At 42.8% G+C, this 20,422-nt stretch carries 19 protein-coding genes; all 19 read right to left on the reverse strand.

The window, feature by feature from the left end; translation table 11 throughout:
• Window positions 1-98: 98 nt before the first annotated feature.
• The 19 genes from R7040_RS08655 to R7040_RS08745 all read right to left on the reverse strand — a co-directional run bounded on the left by R7040_RS08655 (window position 99) and on the right by R7040_RS08745 (window position 20,418).
• Entirely contained in the window at window positions 99-1,298 is a 1,200-nt protein-coding gene (locus R7040_RS08655; RefSeq protein WP_064377032.1) for an O-antigen ligase family protein, read from the reverse strand.
• Between the two features lie 120 nt (window positions 1,299-1,418).
• A complete protein-coding gene (gene waaA, locus R7040_RS08660) occupies window positions 1,419-2,696 on the reverse strand; it encodes a lipid IV(A) 3-deoxy-D-manno-octulosonic acid transferase (RefSeq protein ID WP_064377033.1) in 1,278 nt (425 codons plus the stop codon).
• Window positions 2,690-3,745 (reverse strand): lipopolysaccharide heptosyltransferase II, encoded by a 1,056-nt coding sequence (gene waaF / locus R7040_RS08665; RefSeq protein WP_064377034.1) that lies wholly within the window; start codon window positions 3,743-3,745, stop codon window positions 2,690-2,692. Before waaF ends, waaA begins: the two co-directional genes overlap by 7 nt.
• 3 nt (window positions 3,746-3,748) lie before the next feature.
• Complete coding sequence (locus R7040_RS08670) at window positions 3,749-4,468, reverse strand: glycosyltransferase family 25 protein (protein WP_043035972.1); 720 nt, start codon at window positions 4,466-4,468, stop codon at window positions 3,749-3,751.
• On the reverse strand, window positions 4,468-5,451 hold the full coding sequence (gene lpxM / locus R7040_RS08675) for a lauroyl-Kdo(2)-lipid IV(A) myristoyltransferase (protein ID WP_064377035.1): 984 nt from the start codon (window positions 5,449-5,451) through the stop codon (window positions 4,468-4,470). The genes R7040_RS08670 and lpxM overlap by 1 nt, the downstream gene beginning before the upstream one ends.
• Window positions 5,452-5,577: 126 nt before the next feature.
• Window positions 5,578-6,519, reverse strand: coding sequence for an ADP-glyceromanno-heptose 6-epimerase (gene rfaD / locus R7040_RS08680; protein ID WP_046874091.1), 942 nt, complete (start codon window positions 6,517-6,519; stop codon window positions 5,578-5,580).
• A 141-nt stretch (window positions 6,520-6,660) separates the two neighbouring features.
• Window positions 6,661-8,859, reverse strand: coding sequence for a YjbH domain-containing protein (locus tag R7040_RS08685; RefSeq protein ID WP_205390648.1), 2,199 nt, complete (start codon window positions 8,857-8,859; stop codon window positions 6,661-6,663).
• Between the two features lie 2 nt (window positions 8,860-8,861).
• Window positions 8,862-9,623 (reverse strand): capsule biosynthesis GfcC family protein, encoded by a 762-nt coding sequence (locus tag R7040_RS08690; protein WP_205390649.1) that lies wholly within the window; start codon window positions 9,621-9,623, stop codon window positions 8,862-8,864.
• A complete protein-coding gene (locus R7040_RS08695) occupies window positions 9,620-10,294 on the reverse strand; it encodes a YjbF family lipoprotein (protein WP_262647171.1) in 675 nt (224 codons plus the stop codon). Before R7040_RS08695 ends, R7040_RS08690 begins: the two co-directional genes overlap by 4 nt.
• 73 nt (window positions 10,295-10,367) lie before the next feature.
• Complete coding sequence (locus R7040_RS08700; protein WP_205390651.1) at window positions 10,368-10,586, reverse strand: hypothetical protein; 219 nt, start codon at window positions 10,584-10,586, stop codon at window positions 10,368-10,370.
• 463 nt (window positions 10,587-11,049) lie between these two features.
• Window positions 11,050-12,138 (reverse strand): UDP-N-acetylglucosamine--undecaprenyl-phosphate N-acetylglucosaminephosphotransferase, encoded by a 1,089-nt coding sequence (wecA, locus tag R7040_RS08705; protein ID WP_205390652.1) that lies wholly within the window; start codon window positions 12,136-12,138, stop codon window positions 11,050-11,052.
• A 115-nt stretch (window positions 12,139-12,253) separates the two neighbouring features.
• Entirely contained in the window at window positions 12,254-13,663 is a 1,410-nt protein-coding gene (gene cysN, locus R7040_RS08710; RefSeq protein WP_205390653.1) for a sulfate adenylyltransferase subunit CysN, read from the reverse strand.
• 46 nt (window positions 13,664-13,709) lie between these two features.
• A complete protein-coding gene (locus tag R7040_RS08715) occupies window positions 13,710-14,672 on the reverse strand; it encodes a DHH family phosphoesterase (RefSeq protein ID WP_318095590.1) in 963 nt (320 codons plus the stop codon).
• Window positions 14,662-15,315: an adenylyl-sulfate kinase gene (gene cysC / locus R7040_RS08720; protein ID WP_205390655.1), complete on the reverse strand. Its 654-nt coding sequence runs from the start codon at window positions 15,313-15,315 to the stop codon at window positions 14,662-14,664. Before cysC ends, R7040_RS08715 begins: the two co-directional genes overlap by 11 nt.
• A gap of 82 nt (window positions 15,316-15,397) precedes the next feature.
• The gene (gene cysD / locus R7040_RS08725) at window positions 15,398-16,312 is read right to left on the reverse strand and encodes a sulfate adenylyltransferase subunit CysD (RefSeq protein WP_242533377.1); all 915 of its coding nucleotides are present in this window, start codon (window positions 16,310-16,312) and stop codon (window positions 15,398-15,400) included.
• A 46-nt stretch (window positions 16,313-16,358) separates the two neighbouring features.
• Window positions 16,359-18,089, reverse strand: coding sequence for an SLC13 family permease (locus tag R7040_RS08730; protein WP_205390656.1), 1,731 nt, complete (start codon window positions 18,087-18,089; stop codon window positions 16,359-16,361).
• A gap of 56 nt (window positions 18,090-18,145) precedes the next feature.
• The gene (locus R7040_RS08735) at window positions 18,146-18,796 is read right to left on the reverse strand and encodes an ABC transporter ATP-binding protein (protein ID WP_206971365.1); all 651 of its coding nucleotides are present in this window, start codon (window positions 18,794-18,796) and stop codon (window positions 18,146-18,148) included.
• Window positions 18,789-19,427 carry a hypothetical protein gene (locus tag R7040_RS08740; RefSeq protein WP_206971366.1) on the reverse strand — a complete coding sequence of 213 codons (639 nt, stop codon included), beginning with the start codon at window positions 19,425-19,427 and terminating at the stop codon, window positions 18,789-18,791. Before R7040_RS08740 ends, R7040_RS08735 begins: the two co-directional genes overlap by 8 nt.
• Before the next feature lies 1 nt (window position 19,428).
• A complete protein-coding gene (locus R7040_RS08745; RefSeq protein WP_206971367.1) occupies window positions 19,429-20,418 on the reverse strand; it encodes a hypothetical protein in 990 nt (329 codons plus the stop codon).
• Between the last annotated feature and the right edge of the window lie 4 nt (window positions 20,419-20,422).

Raw genomic sequence — 20,422 nt, forward strand, 5'->3', positions numbered from 1 at the left:
AGGTTAAAAATGAAAGCGGCCTTCGAGTATCTCATGGGCCGTTTTTAGGTAAAAAATTTAGAACGTAGCGTTTTATAAACTTTCTCTTAGTGTTCACTCTATTCTTCTTTACTTTGTATCCAACATAAAGATATGAGTGCGATGAACATTATGAGTGGCTGAGCATGATTTATAGGTATGTCCGTAAAAGCTGAAACCCAGAAAATAGTTAATACACCAAGCACAATGCTTGCCGGCAGTGTGTCTAATTTTCGTACCTGTGATAAAGGGAAGAAAAATAATACGATAAGTAGTGCCAGCCCTACTAGGCCTTGTTTTACAAGAGTATTGATGTATTGATTGTGGTAGTGCCCCCATTGAGCTGTATCTTGCTCAATAATGCCTTTATTAGCTAACGTTTCTCGAAATGATTTCTCTTTACTGCCCAAACCGAATATCGGTTTCTCAAATATCGAATAGACACTTGAATGCCATAACTTTATTCTTGCTCCAATCGATGTGTCTGTTCCACCTTGTTTGATTGTTTCAATCGCATTTTCGGTGCTTTTTACTCTCTCGGAAACAAGAGAAGAATGAATTGTGAAAGATAAAATAGCGACAGTAATAATAGATAGCAACCTACCATATTTAAGGCATTTCTGTCTTTGAGTGAAAATAACAACAATAAATAAAGAGCAGAGTAAAGCTAAAAATGGTCCTCTTGAAAGGCTTATTACCAATGAATTAAAGCTAAATATAAAAGCTATTAGACTTATATTTCGAATTTCTTTTGTTTTAGTAGTTAAAAAGTAACATATCGAGGCAGTTGCCACAGCTGCGGAAATTGTTGTGTATGGTATAGGGTTTATATCCCATAGTGCTCTAGGATTGTTCCAAATATACATGTTAAGAGTGGTGTACGTTAACATGAATAAACTGGAAATAAGCAAAAGCCAGTGAAGATTGTGAAATAGTTTGTCCGATAGTTTATCTGGAAAAGAAACAAGGAAGACAAACATGATTGCATAAGCACGCAAGGAGTCGTTGGAGATTGAACTATTGTATTCTTTATAAAATATAGTTGATAATAACATTATGCCAATAACTTGAGTCCACCTATTCTTGGTGATGTTATGGATGATTGTTTTGCAACCATAGTTCCAAACTGAACTAATTAGAGAAATTACTGACAGTACGATCATCGCTTTGTAAGAATCAGAGTTTACTAGTTGACTCGAAAAAACCCATATTACTGGTGTGGATATTAGCCATTCGTGTAGGGATATCTTGCTTATACTTACTTTATCAATAAATTTCATTTTGACAGCTCTTTGAGAACTCAATGTGATGGCTTATTTGTTATCAAGGCACCACTTTATTACTAAGCTTTATGTGTATGCTCAATGCTTGGCTTAAATGTTAATTTTATATTATAAAATTTACTGACCATTTATAGCGTTAAGCTTCTGGATTGTGGATTTTAAAGCCCCACATCTTTTAGACGTAAATGCTTTTAACTTGCTACTTATTTCATTCCGTTGATTTTTGTTACTCATATAGAGTGCTGTATAAAGTGCAATTTCCTGAGAATTTTGGGCAATATCTATAACACCTTCTTTCTTCATGGTGACGACAATATCTTCAAAGTTGAAAAAACTAGGTCCGGTTATGGTTGGAACGCCCAAAACCGCTGGCTCTAACACATTGTGTCCACCGACTTTATCTCCGATTAGACTGCCACCCATAAAGCAGATGTCCGCAGCGCCCATCAAAGTTAGCATCTCGCCCATAGTATCGCCGAGATATACTTGAGTATTAGTCTCTACTGAATGTGTTGAAGTACGACGCACAGTGTTAAAGCCTTGCTGTTGGCAAAGCGTGAAGACATCATCAAATCGTTCTGGATGGCGAGGAACCAAAACGAGTAAAGCATTTGGATGAGATTTTAAAACTTGTCTATGTGCATCTAATACCTGTTCGTCCTCGCCTTTGTGGGTGCTAGCTGCAATCCAAATCGGACGATCGTTTCCAAGCTGGGCTCGAAGCTGTTGTCCTTGTTGTTTCACTTGCTCTGATATTTGAATATCGAACTTAATCGAGCCAGTAACGGATAGTTTCTTTTTCTCAACGCCTAAGCGTTCGAAGTGCTCTGCATCTGAATCTGTTTGGCAGAGTACTTGAGTTAGGCATGGATGAAGCTGGTTAAAAAGCCGCTGTATTTTGGCGTAGTTCTGACATGATTTTTCAGATAGGCGCGCATTCACGACAGTTATAGGGATACCCGCTTTGTGAATATTGTGAAGTGTGTTTGGCCACAGCTCAGTCTCAATGATCAACATCTGTTTTGGTTGCACTGCTTTAAGAAAGCCTTTGATAGCAAACCCAAAGTCAATTGGCATATAGCGGTGTTCAATTAAATCACCCAACTTAGCAATCTGTTCAGCTCCGGTACTTGTTGTTGTAGTAACTAGAATAGATTGTTCGGGGTTTTGTTCCTTAAGGGCTTTAATTAAAGGTGTTGCTGCTATGCTTTCACCAACAGATACGGCATGTATCCAAATAGGTTTGTCGTTGCTTTTTAGCTTGGGAGTGATACCAAAGTGCTCTTTCCAGCGAGAGCCGAACTTAGGCTTATTTGGTTTGCTCTTGTACAAACCAAATAAAAGCAGCGGTGACGCTAGAGCGAGTAGTAAGGTATAAACAATACGAACTAACATGAGCTTATCGTAATGGCGTCAAGTTTTTGGATACTATCTAGCACTTGCTTAGGCGAAAGTTCTGTCAAGCACTTGAGGTGTTCGTATTGACATTCACGCTGGAAACAAGGGCGACAATCAATATCGGTATGAACAATCTCCACTTTTTCTGCGAGTGGGGGGGTGTACTTCGGTGAAGTTGAGCCATACACGGCAACAACATTACAACCAACCGCAGCTGCCACATGCATTAAGCCTGAGTCATTCGCGACAACAGTCTTACATGCAGCAAGGAGATCGACTGCTTCAATTAAGCTGGTTTGGCCTGCTAGAACATGAATGTGCTCATGGAATTGCGTCGGAACAAGTGCGCGAATATTGTTACAAGTCTCTAAGTCCTTTTGAGAACCAAACAACCAGATTTGATGCCCAGATCGAGCCATTTGCGTCGCAACTTCAGCGTAGTGTGTTTCGGGCCATTTTTTGGCGGGACCAAACTCTGCTCCTGGGCATAGTCCAATGGTTGGTTGGTCTTGGGCTAAGTTGAACTTTTTGAGCGTGGCTTGTTGCTCTGCCGCGTTGATTGCAAGGCGAGGGCGAGGTAAGGTTTCAAGCCCGCCAAGAGAATTAGAGTCCACCATTTCTGCTTTTGGATAAGCTAACGCTACATAGCGCTCTACCATGTACTGAAAAGACTTCATGTTAGGGCGTAAGTCATTCAATAAACCATAGCGCATTTCTCCTTTCCAGCCAGTACGAAGAGGAATGTTGGCAAACCATGGGATCAGTGCTGATTTCGCTGATTTAGGCAAGATATAGGCGTGGTCATATTGCTTTTCACGTAATGATTTACCAATTTCCCTGCGGCCTAATAAGTTAAATTCACCATGACCGATAGGCATTTCAATCGCTTGGTGGATTTCTGGCATACGCTCAAGAATCGGTTTACACCATCCAGGAGCAATGACATCGATAGTGCAGTTTGGGTGTTGGTGTTTAATGACTTTGTATAGTGATTGTGACATCACCATATCGCCAACCCATGAAGGGCCAATAATGAGTATTTTCATGGTTTAATCCGGTGCTCTCATAGAAAAGTCTTTTATTTGTTCATAAAGCCTAAAAGACTCAATATAAAGCTTGTCGATAAGAGTTATACCTTGTTTGTTCTTCCTTGAGCTGCCAATAGTTGAGTCTATTTTTGCTCGAACAACTAAATCAGGTTTGAGACAGTATGTGAAAATACCGTGTTTATATGGTTTTTCCATATAATCATCGACAGGCTCGATAAACTGAGCAGCATTGTGAATGAATGATTGTGCAGCTTTTGGTGAAATGATATAGCCCATAATTCCACACGTTCTTCTGTAATAACGGATGATTTTTATTTTTGAATCAAAAGCTTTGATGTTTTTATACTTCTTTGGGCTTGTTGCGCATAGCTTTAAAAAATCGAACTCAACCGCGATCTTTGGCAGATGTTTAAAGTACTCAAAAAATTCATCAGTAAGATCACAGTTATCTTCTAATATCAACAAAGGAGCACTGGATTCAGCTGCGATCTGCCAAGCTTGAAGGTGGCTGGAAAAACAAGCAACTTCGCTATCAACAAGTTTATAACCAAATCTTTTTTTTGTTAGTTGATCGTTTCTACGTTCAGATAAAGGGAAGTTTCCTTGTTGAGCGTCAGCGGCATCCAAAAAGCTAAACTCTATTCCTGACGCTTCTAATTGTGATGCAATACGCTCTCTTCGTTCGACAGAGCGCTTTAAACTGATAACTATGACTTTCATTACACTTTCCAGTCGCTGTTATATCTTGGTTTAAACAAATTGTAATAGTTACTGCCGTCTTCTTGAGAGTGCAGCAACTGCAATACCCACATATATTGTTCGGGTTTATCACCGACAAAGTATTCAATGGCTTCATTACAGGTACGAGCGTCTTGCTCTTCGCCTTTATCCAGCTCAAACGCCGGTAAAATCTCAATATCAAACGTACCATCTTCAGTGTTCATCGACGCAAATAGAGGCAGTACTTTTGAGCGTGATAGTTTCGCAATTTTGCCTAAACCAGGTAGTGTTGCTTTACGTGTAGCAAAAAAATCTACAAACACACTATGCTCTGGGCCGTGATCTTGATCGGGTAGATAATACCCTACATAGCCATCTCGAATGGATTTCAGAAAAGGCTTAATGCCACCTGAGCGTTCATAAACACGACCACCGTATTGGACTCTTTGCTTGTGCATCAGCCAGTCAGCAACATCATTCTTTTGTTTCTTCGCCATTGCAGACACTGGCATTCCCATTGAAGCGAGCAAGATAGCAGGCACATCAATTGCCCAAGAGTGGGGAACCATTAAAATCACATTTTCGTTGTTATCAATGTGCTGTCGTAAAATGTCTAGGCCGCGAATTTGGCAACGGTTCTGAAGCCACTTTGGTGAGCGTAAACTTAGTAACCCGAAGCGAAAAAAGAACATGGCTGCTGTGTAGAGTGTTTTTTCTATCAAAGCTTCACGTTCTTGGAACGACTTTTCCGGAAAACACAGCTCAAAGTTCACCCTCGCTCGGTGAGCTGGACCTTTGTGGGATTTAGACAGTTTTTTGGCTATGGTTTTCGCCAACCACTTTTGTAAACCCAGTGGCATTAATGATAAAGGTGAAAATAAGATAACACCTAACCACGTGCCCCAGTACTTAGGCGACAGAAAGTGGCGCTTAAACTCAGGGTTATATGCTTTGGGGTCGAAGTCATCACGTTTTATGGTCATGGCGTGTCTAGTTACCTATTCGTGTACGGGCGAAGTGGTTTAAATGAGAAAAAGATAGTTAGGAATGATACAGGCTATTGCACTTGAGTAAAGGTGGCAGGTTATGGTTCTACCACCTTGTGGTGCTTAACTGTTTTGGATAGTTAAGTATTCGGCAACGCCTTCTGCAACTGTCTTGAATTCAACATCACAACCTGCGGTGCGCAGTTTGGTCAGATCCGCTTGTGTGAATTCTTGGTAAGCGCCTTTTAGGTGCTCAGGGAATGGGATGGTTTCAATTTGGCCTTTGCCATGATGCTTGATAACTGCTTTTGCTACCTCTTCAAAAGATTCAGCACGGCCAGTACCACAGTTAAAAATGCCTGATACGCCGTTTTCTAAGAACCACAGGTTAACTTTACATACATCACCAACGTAAACGAAGTCGCGTTTGAATGATTCGCTGCCCGCGAACAATTTAGGATTTTCACCTGCGTTAAGTTGGTTGTTTAGGTGGAACGCAACTGATGCCATGCTACCTTTGTGGTCTTCACGTGGGCCATATACGTTGAAGTAGCGGAAGCCAGTGATTTGAGAAAGGGTCTCACCATGTTCTTCAGCGTCTTGCCATAGGCGACGAACGTAGTTATCAAACTGCTGTTTCGAGTAACCGTATACATTCAGTGCGCCTTCGTATTCGCGTTCTTCAACGAAAGTCTCTGTATCGCCGTAAGTGGCTGCTGAAGAAGCGTATAGGAATGGAATCTCGCGATCTAAACAGTAATGCAGCAGCTCTTTAGAGTACTCGTAATTGTTTAGCATCATGTACTTACCATCCCACTCAGTCGTTGCAGAACAAGCACCTTCGTGGAAAATTGCCTCAATCGGACCAAAATCATCGCCCGCCATAATTTGGGTCAGAAAGTCGTCACGATCCATGTAATCTGTGATGTCCAGATCAACTAAGTTCTTAAACTTTTTGCCATTTTTTAGGTTGTCGACAACCAGGATATCGTTAATACCAGTTTCGTTTAGTGCTTTAACAATGTTGCTGCCGATCATGCCAGCACCACCAGTTACGATGATCATAAGACTTCCACCATAGATTAAAATTTTCTCAGGAATTCTAGCAAGAAACAGAAATTAGCGCTATTGGAAGGAAAAGGAAAGGTATAGAGCACTTGGGGGAGGAATAAACAAAAGGGAGCCGAAGCTCCCTCAAGTAGGCTGTTATTTAGCGTTTGACGTATTTGGGCGTTGATACCAAGGATTACGCTCATCCGTCAGCTCAATCAAGCTGTACTTACGACCTAGCTTCTGACCGCCATCGCGAGTCAATGGTTGCCAGCTAAAGAACGCACGGTTGTTGCTTGGCTTAACGGTCATGATGTCGAATGGAATCGAAATGTAGAAGCCTTTAGTAAAGCTACCTTCACCGAATTCGTCAGCCGACAAATCACTGATTGATGCGAATGCACCTGCAATGACACCACTCTTGAACTGTTTAGATACATTCACTTGTGTACCGATATCACCCGCTAGGAACTGACCAACATCAACTTGAATCATCAAATCTTGTAGGAAATCCCATTGAGGGTAGTAATAACCCGACACAAAACCAGTAAAGCCTTTATCTACAACTTGGAACGGACGTCCATATTCTGGCACATTTTGCCATTTCTCATCGTAAACACCGAAGTAACTTTGTGGATCACGTTGAGAAATTAAGTTAACGTCAGCGCCAATCGCCCAGTTAGCTCCTTGTGGTCGGTAAAGAAACTCGGTACCGACTCCGGCAAACATGCTCTCCAGATAGCCCGCGTAGAATTGCTGGTCCATGGTATCTGAATACTCTTGGAACCAAGTTAACTGTAGGTTGGACATGGTTACCGCGTGTTCATTTTGATAAGCACGGAACATGGTACGTACACGAGGAATCGAAGTGCCGTCTGGTGGGGTGACGTAGTTAAACTTGTCGTAGTTGTTGTACCAATCCCAGTATAGCGAGCCACCAATTTCTAGGTTATCTGTCAGCCAGTAAGACGCGCTACCACTTAAACCGACACTGAACAGATAGAACTCTTCTGGGTTGCCTAAGGTCTGAGCCAGTTTTGGTGAAAAGCCCCAATCAAAGCGCTCAAAACCATCGTAAGCAGGTTTACCTTGCGGTTTATCGCTTGAGGTCGATGTTGCATCTTCGATATTTGGATTGATGTAGTTAACTTCTGCAAAGTCACGGTATTTCTCTTTGGAGATAACCGTTTGATCGCCGATCAGACCACGACTGCGTTCATTGATAGTAAAGGTATCAATGTTGTCTGGCATTTCGTTATAAAGGACTGCCGCCGCTTTTTCATGAGCTTCATTGCGATCACGATACTTTTTCTGCTCGCCAACAACCGAAACGGTATTATCTTCAACATAGAGTTGGGTATTTTGGTAGCCAGCAATTTTATCCAGCTCCTCGGTAACACGTTCCCAATCTACATCAGACAGTTGTTCTGGTTGCTTGTCTTCAACTTCTGGTGTTGGTGTATCACGCCAGAAAGACGGCATATCATTGAAGTTAGTGTAAAGACTCACGCCAGCAACTAACGTATCTCCGCGCTCGTAGCTCAAGCGCAAATCTGCCATATGTCCTAAACGATATAGAACACCAAAGTTCCAAGGCGTATGAGGTGTCATGTCTACACCACCACGTACCACTGGGAAATCTTCGCTGTAATCGTTGCTGTCGTATTCAAGCTTAAATCGCAGTGGCGCGTGCAAAGTTTGATACTCGACACCACCAAAGAGTGCAGCAGAACCTTTGAACCAACGTTCAAAATCCACACTACCACCATTACCTTTGTAATCAGAAGGGCGTTCACAGAAACTATCGGACAGCTTACATGCAGGGTTGCTGATGTTGTCGCGCGTACCTAAGTAGCCCCAGCCCATACCCAAAGTGAAATCAAAGGTACCAAGGTTTGGGTTAGAGTAACGCTTTGTCGCAGCAACAAACTCACCATCAAAAAGACCGGTGCCTGCAAAGTCACGCACACCAACCGAAAGCTCTGGCAGGTACTCGGATTCTTCTAACAAGCGAACTTTAAAGTCGATTCCCTTGTCGGTGTACTTGGTATCACCCGAAAAGCTCGGATCGTTGCTGTAGAAAAGATCGTTCACCATGGTGTAACGAATGGTCGTTTCTAGCCATGGCATCACTTGCAAAGTCACATTGTAAAATAGGTACTCGTCGCTACCGGTAATAGCAAAGTTAAACTCGCCTTCAGGTGCCATACGACCTGTAGGCATCTGCATTAAGCCGACACCACCAAAGTCCATTTGTGATGGTTGCAATGGCGGCACTTCAAAAGGTATGTCTTGAGCCCACACCAACGCTGGACCCATTAAAGAAAGGGATAAACTGGTTCTGATCAGGTTCATGTCTAGTTCTTCGATGAGGTTGGTTTACGTTGTGCAAGCAGAGCGACAATGTCTTTATCCATTTGTGATTTTTCGAACTCATCAAATGGGATATACACAATGGTAAGTGGCGGCAAGTAATATTGAGTGGTTAACCAACTGCCATGGTGAGGATGAATAACCTTGCCATCCGGGTAAATTAGAATTGGCGGATAGGCGAGCTCACCAATATCACCTGAACGTAGATTATCGACCTGTTCATGCAGAGCGATACCCGCTTGGTTTTCTACTGCGTAGACTTTTTCTAAGTTACCCACATACAACACTTTCTCTTTGCGTTTTGGTGCACTTAACGCAAGTTGACCTTGTAAAAGAGGGTTATCAAATTTATCCAGACGGATGCGATCAACATCAATGGCCGACAGCACGCGAGGTGCAAACTGGCTTCGTTGGATAAACTTGTAAAATGGGTGCGCAACTAAATTATGTTGAATCATTTGGTTTAACACCGAACTCTTTAAGGCAGTACTTCTTTGCACTGCTGATTCGGAATTATCAAATAGAGTCACAGCTAAAGGGTATTGCAGGGCGATTTGTTGTTCTTGTGCATGCTTAAGTACGCTCTCTAAACGTGCCGCTTGTTGGAATTGCAATGCTTTGCCCGTTCCGACAAGTTCTATATTGAGCGGTGGTGAGGTGTGATTTTGAGCTTGAACGGTAGTCGGTGTCGCCAGAATCGTTGCCGTTAAAGTTAGGCTTAATAAAGATAGCAGTCGCTTATTCATGATTTGCTATACCCTTTCAGAATCGTCAATTCAACAGGCACCATGTTTGGACCTAAGTGTTGACGTGTTTTCACTACTTCACCTTTACCGTTTACCCAGTATTGGTTCTCTACACTTTTTTCTAAGCTGGTAAACGTTACAACCTCGGTATAAACATCAGTAGAGGTAGATGAAATAGGGGTTATGACGGTTTCTTTACCTTGACGAGAACGTTGGACTTTAGCCGGGAACCCATAACGGTATTTGTCAGCCCAATCGTAAGAAAGAAAATATTGCACAGAGAGCGCTGAGTAGGCAGGAACGTTGCCATAAATACCCGCTAGATTGGTCGTTTGTAAACCAATGGTTCTAACAATATGTCCGTTCTCTGTTACTACCATTGCTTTGTCTGCACTGACCCACTTTAGTTGTGTATTGCCGGTTAATGGATTTGGTTCGGCGAAAGCTAACACTACAAAAACCTGTTTTTGGTTACCAATTTTTAAGTAAGCACTGGCATAAGGTACTGCTTCAATTTCTTCTGGCGTTAGTTCAACATCGATGTAGTTACCATAAGCTTCTTGGACGGTAGCGGATACGTCATTGAATTTTTGTGTACAGCCAAAGATCGAGCTCAGTAATGGTAGGACAATAAGTAAGCGCATCCATTTTTGCGATAGAAGAGTGTTCATCATTCCCTCATTACAAATAAAATCGCCCTGAATAGATCAGGGCGATTGTTTCAACATCTACAAAACTAAAAAATTATTTAGTTACTGAAGTAGAAGTAGAAGTAGACGTTGAAGTTGAATCGCTGTCTGACGCTGCAACTGCTACTACAGTTACTGCTGCTGCTGCACCTACTGCTACTGCAGTTGTACCAGTTGCAGATGCTGCTGCTGTACTAGTAGTACCAGCTTCAGTCGCTGCAAATGCAGTTGATGCGCTTAAAGCCATAAGAATAGCTAGAGCTGTGTTCTTCATTATTTATTCCTATAATCCGGTTATTAAACATCGATGTTAGGAGTATTAAAATACTCCTGAATATATTTTAGGCTAGAAAATGAGTCTTTGTAAATAAGAGAAATTTTCAACTCATCTTGTCTAATTCACAAAATATAGGCATGATTCTAAGCAAAGACACTTATAGTTCGGTATGCACAATGTTAAGAGGCGCAGTGATCAATATGCCATTTTTAGAGCAGCGGAGCTCTAAGCGAAGTTGTTCATCAGATTCTATAATTACCCAGTAAACATCTTGTTCACAAACTGATAGCTTTGGTTCAGAAATTTCAGACAGGCCAAATAATGGAAAGCAAAATACATCGGATTCCGATAGTATATTCGCAATTAGTTCTTTAGCTTGAGACGTTGAGCGTGCACGAGATGCTTCCAGTGCTATAAAGTCTACGAAGGATTTCAGTGAAGTTTCATTAAACAAAGTAAACTAAATCTCCTGGCATGTTTTTGAAGTCGAGTTTCTGTATTTTCTTAATGTGGAAGTAATGCGCCAAATATATTTCATTATGAGCATGTAACCTACAAAGATTGTGACAAACAATAAAAGCATTAGGCTGTCATTAACATTATACACTTGTCCGAGAATACCTAGTGTTGATAAAAAGACACCAAGAAGAAATAAAAGGAGTAATGTTTGTCGTGAAGATAGGCCTAATCTCATGCAAATATGATGAAGGTGTAAGCGATCTGGTTTTAAAGGGGATTTACCTTTTTTCATTCTCCTCATCATAACCATCGCCATATCCATCAGTGGGATAGCAATAATCCACAACGCTGTTACTGGTTTCATAACGCGTGAAGAGGTGCCGCCTTCAATAGTTTGGGAACTATGAATAAGCAGCCAAATGATAGTAAATCCAATTAAGAAGCTGCCAGAGTCGCCCATAAACACTTTGAATGAGCGTCGTGGAATGAGTTCTAGATTGCAAAGGATGTAGGGCAGTAGAGAAATGACAAATATCAAACAAAATGAGGCGAGCTGCTCTTCTCCTGCAAGATAAAATAAGTAAGACAGAGCTCCAAAAGTAACAGAGGCTAAAGCTCCTAGAAGGCCGTCAATACCATCAACCATGTTAAAAGCTGATATACAACCGATAACGGCGGCTGCTGTTAATAAAGTGTCACCATGGCGAACGATTATGTCACCGTGAGCAAATAAATCGCCAAGATTACTTATGGATATATTCTTTGATTGAACGAGCCAAACAGAAAGAGTAGTTAGTACCAGTATACGCGCGGTCGCACTAATGTCTAGCTTGTCATCCAAGGTTCCAATCAGTGTTAAGATAAAACCACAAACCAAATAGTGGTCTCTGTTCGGGATCAGGTTGGGGTATAGCAAAGAGACACAAAATAGCGTTATATATAACGCGATGCCACCAATAAATGGGACATCTCCCTTGTGCCGCTTACGATAGCTGGGTTTGTCGACTAAACCATAGTTCAAGGCGACTTTGCGCATAGAGAGCAAGCTGAAAATGGAAATCGCCAACGTTGCTGCTACGAGAATTAACACACTTTTTTACCTGTTATGTTTATTGGTGTTTCTGAGAAACCACTGACATAAAAACTATAGTCAAAAAAGAGCAAGTGTAAACCTACACTTGCTCTTTTGTTAGGCATATAAACCGTTAGATCTCAATACAACCCCATTCAGGGAAGTGTTTCCGTATATAGGCATTGAGTTCTTTCTCAGAAGAAGAGTACACACGTTTTGCTGCATCTTGTTCTGATGGAATCGCGTTCACCATACCAGCACCGACCGTCACGTTAGTATGTCTGTCGATGATAATAAACGCACCGGTTTGAGGCAAAACTTGGTATTTGTCGACTGCGACTTTATCCGTTAGTGAAACGTCAGCAAGGGCGATTTCGTTCAGCTCTAACGTCTCGGCATTTCCCGCGTGTTTGTTGAGCGTATTGACATCGATCTTGTGATTGATGTCGCTCACTCGACCAAAGCATGTTTTGGTGGCAAATTTGAAGGCGTACTCTTTGTGGGAACGCATTGGTGTTTCGTCCATCCAAACGACATGAGCTTTGAGTTTGTTGGTTACTTCGGGCTCATGGCCTGTGTGTACCAGCATATCCCCACGTGAGACATCAATTTCATCTTCGAGGGTAATGGTAATCGCCTGTCCTGGTTGAGCTTGTTGCCACTCGCCGTCAAACGTGTAGATCGACTGGATGCGAGATGTTTTACCAGAAGGCAGTGCGGTTACCTCATCGCCAACTTGAACAATACCTGAAGCCAGTGTGCCACAGAAGCCGCGGAAGTTCAGATTCGGTCGATTGACATATTGGACTGGGAAACGCATATGTTCCATGTCTTTGTCTTGAGCGACCTTAACGGTTTCCAATAGCTTCATCAGCGTTGCACCAGGGTACCAGTCCATGTTTTCGCTTGGTGTAACGACATTATCCCCTTTTAATGCCGAAATGGGCACAAAACGAATATCATCGATATTAAAATTCTTCGCCATTTCGCGATAGTCTGCTTTGATCTTTTGGTACACTTCTTGGTTGTAATCCATTAGATCCATTTTGTTGATGGCGACAATAATGTGCTTAATACCCAGTAGACTGCATATGTAACTATGACGGCGCGTTTGAGTTTGAATACCGTGTCGAGCATCAACCATTACAATAGCCAGTTCACAGGTCGATGCCCCAGTTACCATGTTGCGAGTGTATTGTTCATGTCCAGGAGTATCTGCGATGATGAACTTGCGTTTGTCAGTTGAGAAATAGCGGTACGCGACATCGATGGTAATACCTTGCTCTCTTTCTGACTGAAGTCCGTCAACCAGTAGCGCCAGATCAAAGGCTTCGTCAGTGGTGTTGAATTTTTGCGAATCTTTTTCGATTGCCGCCATCTGGTCTTCATAAATGAGTTTGCTATCAAACAACAGGCGACCGATGAGGGTTGACTTACCATCGTCAACGTTACCGCAGGTTAGAAAACGCAGGAGGTCCTTGTTTTCATGAACTTTCAGATACGCTTCAATATCTGTAGCGATCAATTCGGAAGAATGAGACATTTCAATATCCTTTTAGTAAAGAGCGTCTAGGCCACTCTTTAGAAATTTACTGGTAGAAGTTATTAAGTGCTTCAATAAATTCGACTTTTTCTGCTGTGGGTAGTTTATTGATACCCGCTGCGGCTTTACGGCCACCTCCCGTAGGAAACGAGGAGCAGATTTCATCAGCACCAACACGATTACTGAGCGGGGCCCGAACACTCACCGTATAGTCTTGTTCACCCGGATTAAGCGTTAGTACTGCATGAGCAATATCAGGAGATTGATTGGCAAGCTCATTACCAAACACCCCACTGATGCGTCGAGCCCAAGCTTCTGCAGGTAATTCAAAGACACGGGCAGCATTGCTATCACTAATCGCAACTAGTTTTTCGACTTTCGCATGATCAGACTCATAACCTTTCTGTAGTGTATAGAACGGAGAGGACAGATCATCACGCAACTGAAGTGGGCATGGGTACTCAACCAACATTTTGTATAGCTCTGCTGGTGGTATGTGCAAGTCATCCAGATCGGCACCATAGCCGTTGTAGTTGATCAACGTACCGAGCTGTTTCAGAAAGTCGGTGTCTTCTGGGGATAGCCCTATCTCTGAGGCCAGTTTTTCAGCGCTGGTAAACAAATTGTCACCAAATGCACCGGCTACCGCCCATTTAGCATGCTTGCCATTTAGCTTGTTGTTGATCAGTAAACTGGTACAGACTTCAGCGTCTAGATCGATCAGAGTGGTGAGCTTACTGGATTGTGGAATCTCACCTGAACGATGATGATCGCAGTAAAAAACCTCAACCCCTTGTTCCAGCAACGCAGTAAGAGACGGAAGATTTTTTTCCATTGATATATCGAGTGTGGTGACCGATGTGACATCACCCTTATCGACAATCTTACTGAGTAACTTGATATCGCGTTTTACCCCAGTCACTAAGATGGATTCTTTGGGGTGTGCTAACCGAAGCTGAATCAGAGCGATAATGCCATCTGCATCACCGTTAAAAACGTCATAATGCATGGTCCACCTCTTGTGAAGTCAAATACCCTTTCTCCAACAAGTGCTTTACAACAAACTCAGCACACTCTTCGACCGTTTTATTGGCGGTTTTCACGTGGATCTCTGGGTTCAATGGAGCCTCATAAGAAGAATCAATCCCAGTAAAGTTCTTGATTTCGCCTGCTCGGGCTTTCTTGTATAACCCTTTTGGATCCCGCTGTTCGCAAATTTCCAGCGGAGTATCGATAAACACTTCGAGAAACTCGCTCTCTGCCATGAGCTGGCGAGCCTGTTCGCGATCTGAAATGAATGGCGAAATAAATGCTGTTAGTACGATAGTGCCAGAATCAACAAAGAGTTTGGCGACCTCACCGATGCGGCGAATGTTTTCAATCCTGTCTTGATCGCTGAAGCCGAGATCTTTATTCAAGCCGTGGCGGACATTATCGCCATCGAGTAAGTAACTATGCTTACCCAAGCTTAAGAGTTTGCTTTCTACAGCATTGGCTATGGTAGATTTCCCCGAGCCGCTTAGGCCCGTAAACCATAACACAGCGGGTCTTTGATGTTTTAGTTTGATACGGTCTTGAGGTGTAACGGTAGTGTTGTGCCACACAACATCATCGCTGACCGAATCATTTTCCTTTCTAATATACGGAGTCATAGATAAAGCCTAAAAAATCTGAGAGTTAAAGTTCCGCTTCATTTTAATATTGATAGAACGGAGCCTTTAGTTTTCATCTAAATTAGAAGTAGCCTTCTCGCTTCTTCTTCTCCATAGAGCCCGAGCTATCATGGTCGATCGCTCGCCCTTGACGCTCAGAAGTAGTAGTCAGTAGCATTTCCTGAATGATTTCTGGGAGAGTCATCGCTTCAGATTCAACAGCACCAGTGAGCGGATAACAACCAAGCGTACGGAAGCGGACCATTTTTTCCTCAACTTGTTCACCATCTTTCAGTTCCATGCGTTCATCATCGACCATGATTAGCATACCATCGCGCTCAATGACCGGACGCTTCTTCGCCAGGTACAGGCCAGGAATCTCAATGTTTTCCAGATAGATATATTGCCAAATATCGAGTTCTGTCCAGTTTGAAAGCGGGAACACTCGGATACTTTCGCCCTTGTTCACTTTACCGTTGTAGATGTTCCACAGCTCTGGGCGTTGGTTTTTGGGATCCCAGCGATGGTGCTCATCACGGAATGAATACACTCGCTCTTTGGCTCGGGACTTCTCTTCATCACGACGCGCTCCACCAAAAGCAGCATCGAAACCGTACTTGTCCAGGGCTTGTTTCAGGCCTTGGGTTTTCATGATGTCAGTGTGTTGAGAGCTGCCATGTACAAATGGGTTGATGTTCATGGCCAAACCTTCCGGGTTTTGGTGAACAATCAATTTCATTCCCAGTTTTTCTGCCATGTAGTCGCGGAATTGGATCATCTCTTTGAACTTCCACGTTGTGTCTACATGCATCAGCGGAAAAGGCGGTGTTGCCGGAGCGAAAGCCTTTTTAGCCAAGTGAAGCATTACTGACGAATCTTTACCAACTGAATAAAGCATGACTGGGTTATCGAACTCAGCCGCTACTTCACGCATGATGTGAATCGACTCAGCTTCAAGCTGTTTCAAGTGCGTCATACGCTCTGGAGAAATAGTCATTTATGATTTCCCTTTTTTAATAATGTGATGTGAGAACACGAAAGTTTTACACACCATAGAAGAATAGAATTGCGTTTATTACTATGCCCCCATAGAGCACGCTCATAGGGAGGCCAATTTTTATAAAATCATTGATTCGATATTGACCGGCATTATAAACCATCAAGTTAGTTTGATAGCCATAAGGGCTGACAAAACTTGCGCTCGCCCCAAAAGCGACCGCCATGATAAAACTGTGAGGATTACTGTCCAGGCTCACTGCCAGACCATATGCAATCGGAAAAATCAAAGCGGCAGCCGCATTATTGGTCACTAGCTCTGTTAACAACCACGTTAAAAGGTAAACGGTGATGAGTCCAATTAAAGGTGTAAAAGTTTGTTGATGATTGGCGATAAACACATTCAGGAAGTCGAGAGCATTGGTATTCATCAGAGCCTGAGAAAGCAGCAGCGCTGCCGATATAATCAACCAGATTTGACGTGGTAAGCGTGAAAGTATCTCTCCCGCATATAGGCACTTGGTCATTAGTAGTGCTCCCAACAGTAGCAGCATGCCCTGAAACAGCGGGATGACATCAAAAGCGGCGAGTAGAATAGCGGCAAAAAAGCCTGCAGTAGCCAGTAGCTCTTTTTTTCCATTCAGCAGATGTTCGGTTTCAACCCCGCTGATAAAAAAGAAATTCTTTGCAAGATTATGACGGGATTTAAAGTCTTCACCAACGGCAAGGACTAAATAGTCTCCGGGCTTTAGCTCAGTTTCGCCAAGTTTTCCTGAGACTGATTCGCCATCTCGCTTCATTGCAACCACGGCTGCATCAAACAGGGCTCGAAAGCCGGCTTTTTTGAGTGTTTTCCCTGCGAGAATGCTTTCCGGACGGATCACTACTTCCGTGAGATTGCTCAATGGCAAGCCATTTTCGTGGGCGAATAAGCTTAATCCATCAAAGTGATTGAGTAGGGTTACCTTTTTAATATCACCACTGAACAGCAAGCGATCATCCTCTTGGATGGTCTCATAAGGAGATACCGGTGAAATCAGCCGACCCTGGCGGACGATTTCGACTAAGAAAAGCGATTCTAAATTGCGTAAACCGTTGGCCTCAATGGTTTTGCCGATTAGCGTTGAGTCGGGGAGCACTTTTGCGTCAATAAAATAGTCAGTTGCAGTGTTCTCCGACTTGGGATGATAAGGAAGCCAGCGAGACAAAAAATACAGCAACGCGCCGCAACCAAGCACTAGCAAAGAGCCGATGAGTGTGAAATCAAAGAATCGCAGTGGAGGTAAACCAGTGTCGAGAACCATGCTGTTAACAATCAGGTTGGTCGACGTACCTACCAACGTCAGTGTACCACCAAGAATCGCGGCATAAGATAAAGGCAACAGCAGTTTGCTAGCAGCATGATGTGGGTTATTCCGTATCGGAGACAGCATCGTAGAAACGACCGCAGTGTTGTTCAAAAAACCGGAAGATAACGCTGTTAAGCCATATAAGCGTAGCCAGGTCAGTTTATAGGATGGTTTTACGACGAATGTGGTAATCAGGCGTAATAGTTTGGTTTTCTCTAGTGCCAGCGAACAAACCATGAGGAGTATCAGAGTCAACAAGCCTTTATTGGCAAAACTTGCGATCACCTGCTCGGTTGTGACTAAGTTCGTACCATAGAGTACGAGCATGATGACTCCAAAGACTTTCTCGGGTTGATTTTGAAAGCGTATTAACCCGACGATGGCGGAGAAGAAAAGAAAGATAACAAAGAGTGCAGGGTAATTAGCCATTTAACGTATTCATCGGTTTATTGACATCGTGTGTGCCAGAGTAACCGTCAGTGTAGTTATAGTTCTCGGTAAATTCGGAGAGCTTGCTCGAGATCATCAAAGTAACTCAGTTTCCCTTGATGGAGAATGATCGCGCTATCACAAAAATCACGGATTTCTTTTGGGTCATGACTGACCATGATGACGTTAGCGGAGCGGCTCTTATCCAACAGAGCTTGGCGGGCCTTGAGTCGAAAGCTTTGGTCGCCGACTGATGTTGCTTCGTCAATCAGGTAAATATCGAAATCAATAGAGATACAGCAACCAAAGGTCAACCGGGAGCGCATACCGCTTGAGTAGTTCTTCACGGGCAAATCGTATTTTACCCCAAGCTCGGCGAAGGCTTTGACCTTTTCTTCATAGACATCCAGATCGGCTACTCCATTGACACGTCCGATGAAGCGGGTGTTCTCTCTGCCGGTCATTTGAGGATGAATGCCAGTCGCAAGCGCGACTGGCCATGACAACGATTTGTCAGTCAGTACTTTTCCTCGGTTGGGGTACTCGCTCCCTGCCAGAATACGAAAAAGCGTTGATTTACCTGCGCCGTTGGAGCCTAACAAAGCAACATTGCGGTTCTCAGGAAAAGAGAAATTAAGATCTCTGAAAATATACTGATTGCCTAAATCTGACGGATAGTACTTGGTTAGGTTCGCTAGCTTAATCATAAGAACAGATACCTAAAGTTTGTCGATACTGGTTAACTTTTTGGTTAATCAGTGTTCCATTTGGTCTCGCTTGAAGTGCTAGCTCCATCAGTTTTAAAGAGAGAGATAGATTGGTTTTTTCAAGCTTTATTGCCTGGTCTCGGATGTAATCGACATCCTCTGGTTGGCGAAGATCCTGATAAGTAACATTGTGGATGTTAATTTTTCCAGGTTTAAGGTTTCTTATGCCAAGAAGCTGATAAATGTTATCGAGTGCATTGTTAGCGCTAAGTTTTTCAAATCCAGAAACGATCTCTTTTTTAATACAGGTCCCCAAATGATGAGAGTCTGTGTTAACGGAGATATTTTGCTCCAGAGTATCCTTCGTTAATGGCTGAGCTAGTAACTTCAAAGACACCTGAATAGAAGCGTCGGGATGAGATGCTTTATCGAGCTTACCCGGTTGAAAAGCGTTACCATTGTTATGTACACAATAACTTTCGTTTAATTCAGAAACCATCAAATAAAAGGTCATGCCCCTGGTAGTCTGATTGAAAGCATGGGATGTTTTGTTAAACGCACGTAAACAGTAATCCAGCTTTTTTCCGGAAGGCAGTGCTCTTAAGGCCAATTTTATAAAGCGGAGAATCATACTAGTCGTTTAGCTTTGTAAGCAGGTATTGGTAAATTTGTTCAAATGCTTGCTGAGCTTTTCTGTCTAACATCCAGCTTGAGTTAATCGTATAGATGTTTTTAGCCTGATTGAACTCTGAGTAGTTATACAATTGGTCCGAGAATACATTCCTTATTTCCTGCTCAGTAGCTCTGTCAATCAAGTAGTTTCCAATGCTGTAAAACGTCTTGCAGCCTTTCATGCTATCTAAGATGACGGCAAGTTGTGGCTCAAGGTAAGGGTGGTTGGACAGAAATAGCTCACGGCATAACGGGCCATGAAGGTTATGATTTTTTTGAAATACTACATTTAGACTGCGAATAACCTCAATGATTTCAGGTGACATTGAAGTGTTTTTTATGGTGTTATCTTGCACCGGAGACAGCTTAGAGTGCTCCAGATTAACGAGCTGATATAAGTCTTCCATGAGGGAGTTATTATGTTTGGAGGCGTTGAAATCAACGATGCATAGGTTTTCTTTGCCAAATGTGCTGGCTAACATCTTGATTTTTAAGGATGGATTGAGAGCTTCACTACCAAATGGCCTGATAAAGTCTTCAAAGTAAAAATCAGAGAAGGTGCAGACGTCACCTTGCTTAATGGACTCTTGCCAGTTGGAATAGAGCTTCTCACTTGTTCTTCGCCACGCAATAATAATCTTAAAATCAACAAGCTCAGCCAGGCTCTGCTTGAAGTACTCCCAATCCGATGCGTTTAAGTGAATGAAGTTCTCACTTGAAATCAGAGTGTTTAAGCCGGGCTTTATGATTTGGTTTACCACTTGCTCGTCAACACAGCGCTCGCGAATCGTGTCAATGAGTGGGTGATGACCAAAGTGAGAAAATTGCTCGGTTGGGTAATAGACGCCGTTTTCCAACAACGTCTCTTTGTTTTGCAGGCAAGATTTCTGAAACAGAGTGGTTCCTGTTTTATGCGGTCCGACATGGACGAATAATGTATTTTTATGCATGAAT

The organism is Vibrio sp. 1069, assembly GCF_033340555.1.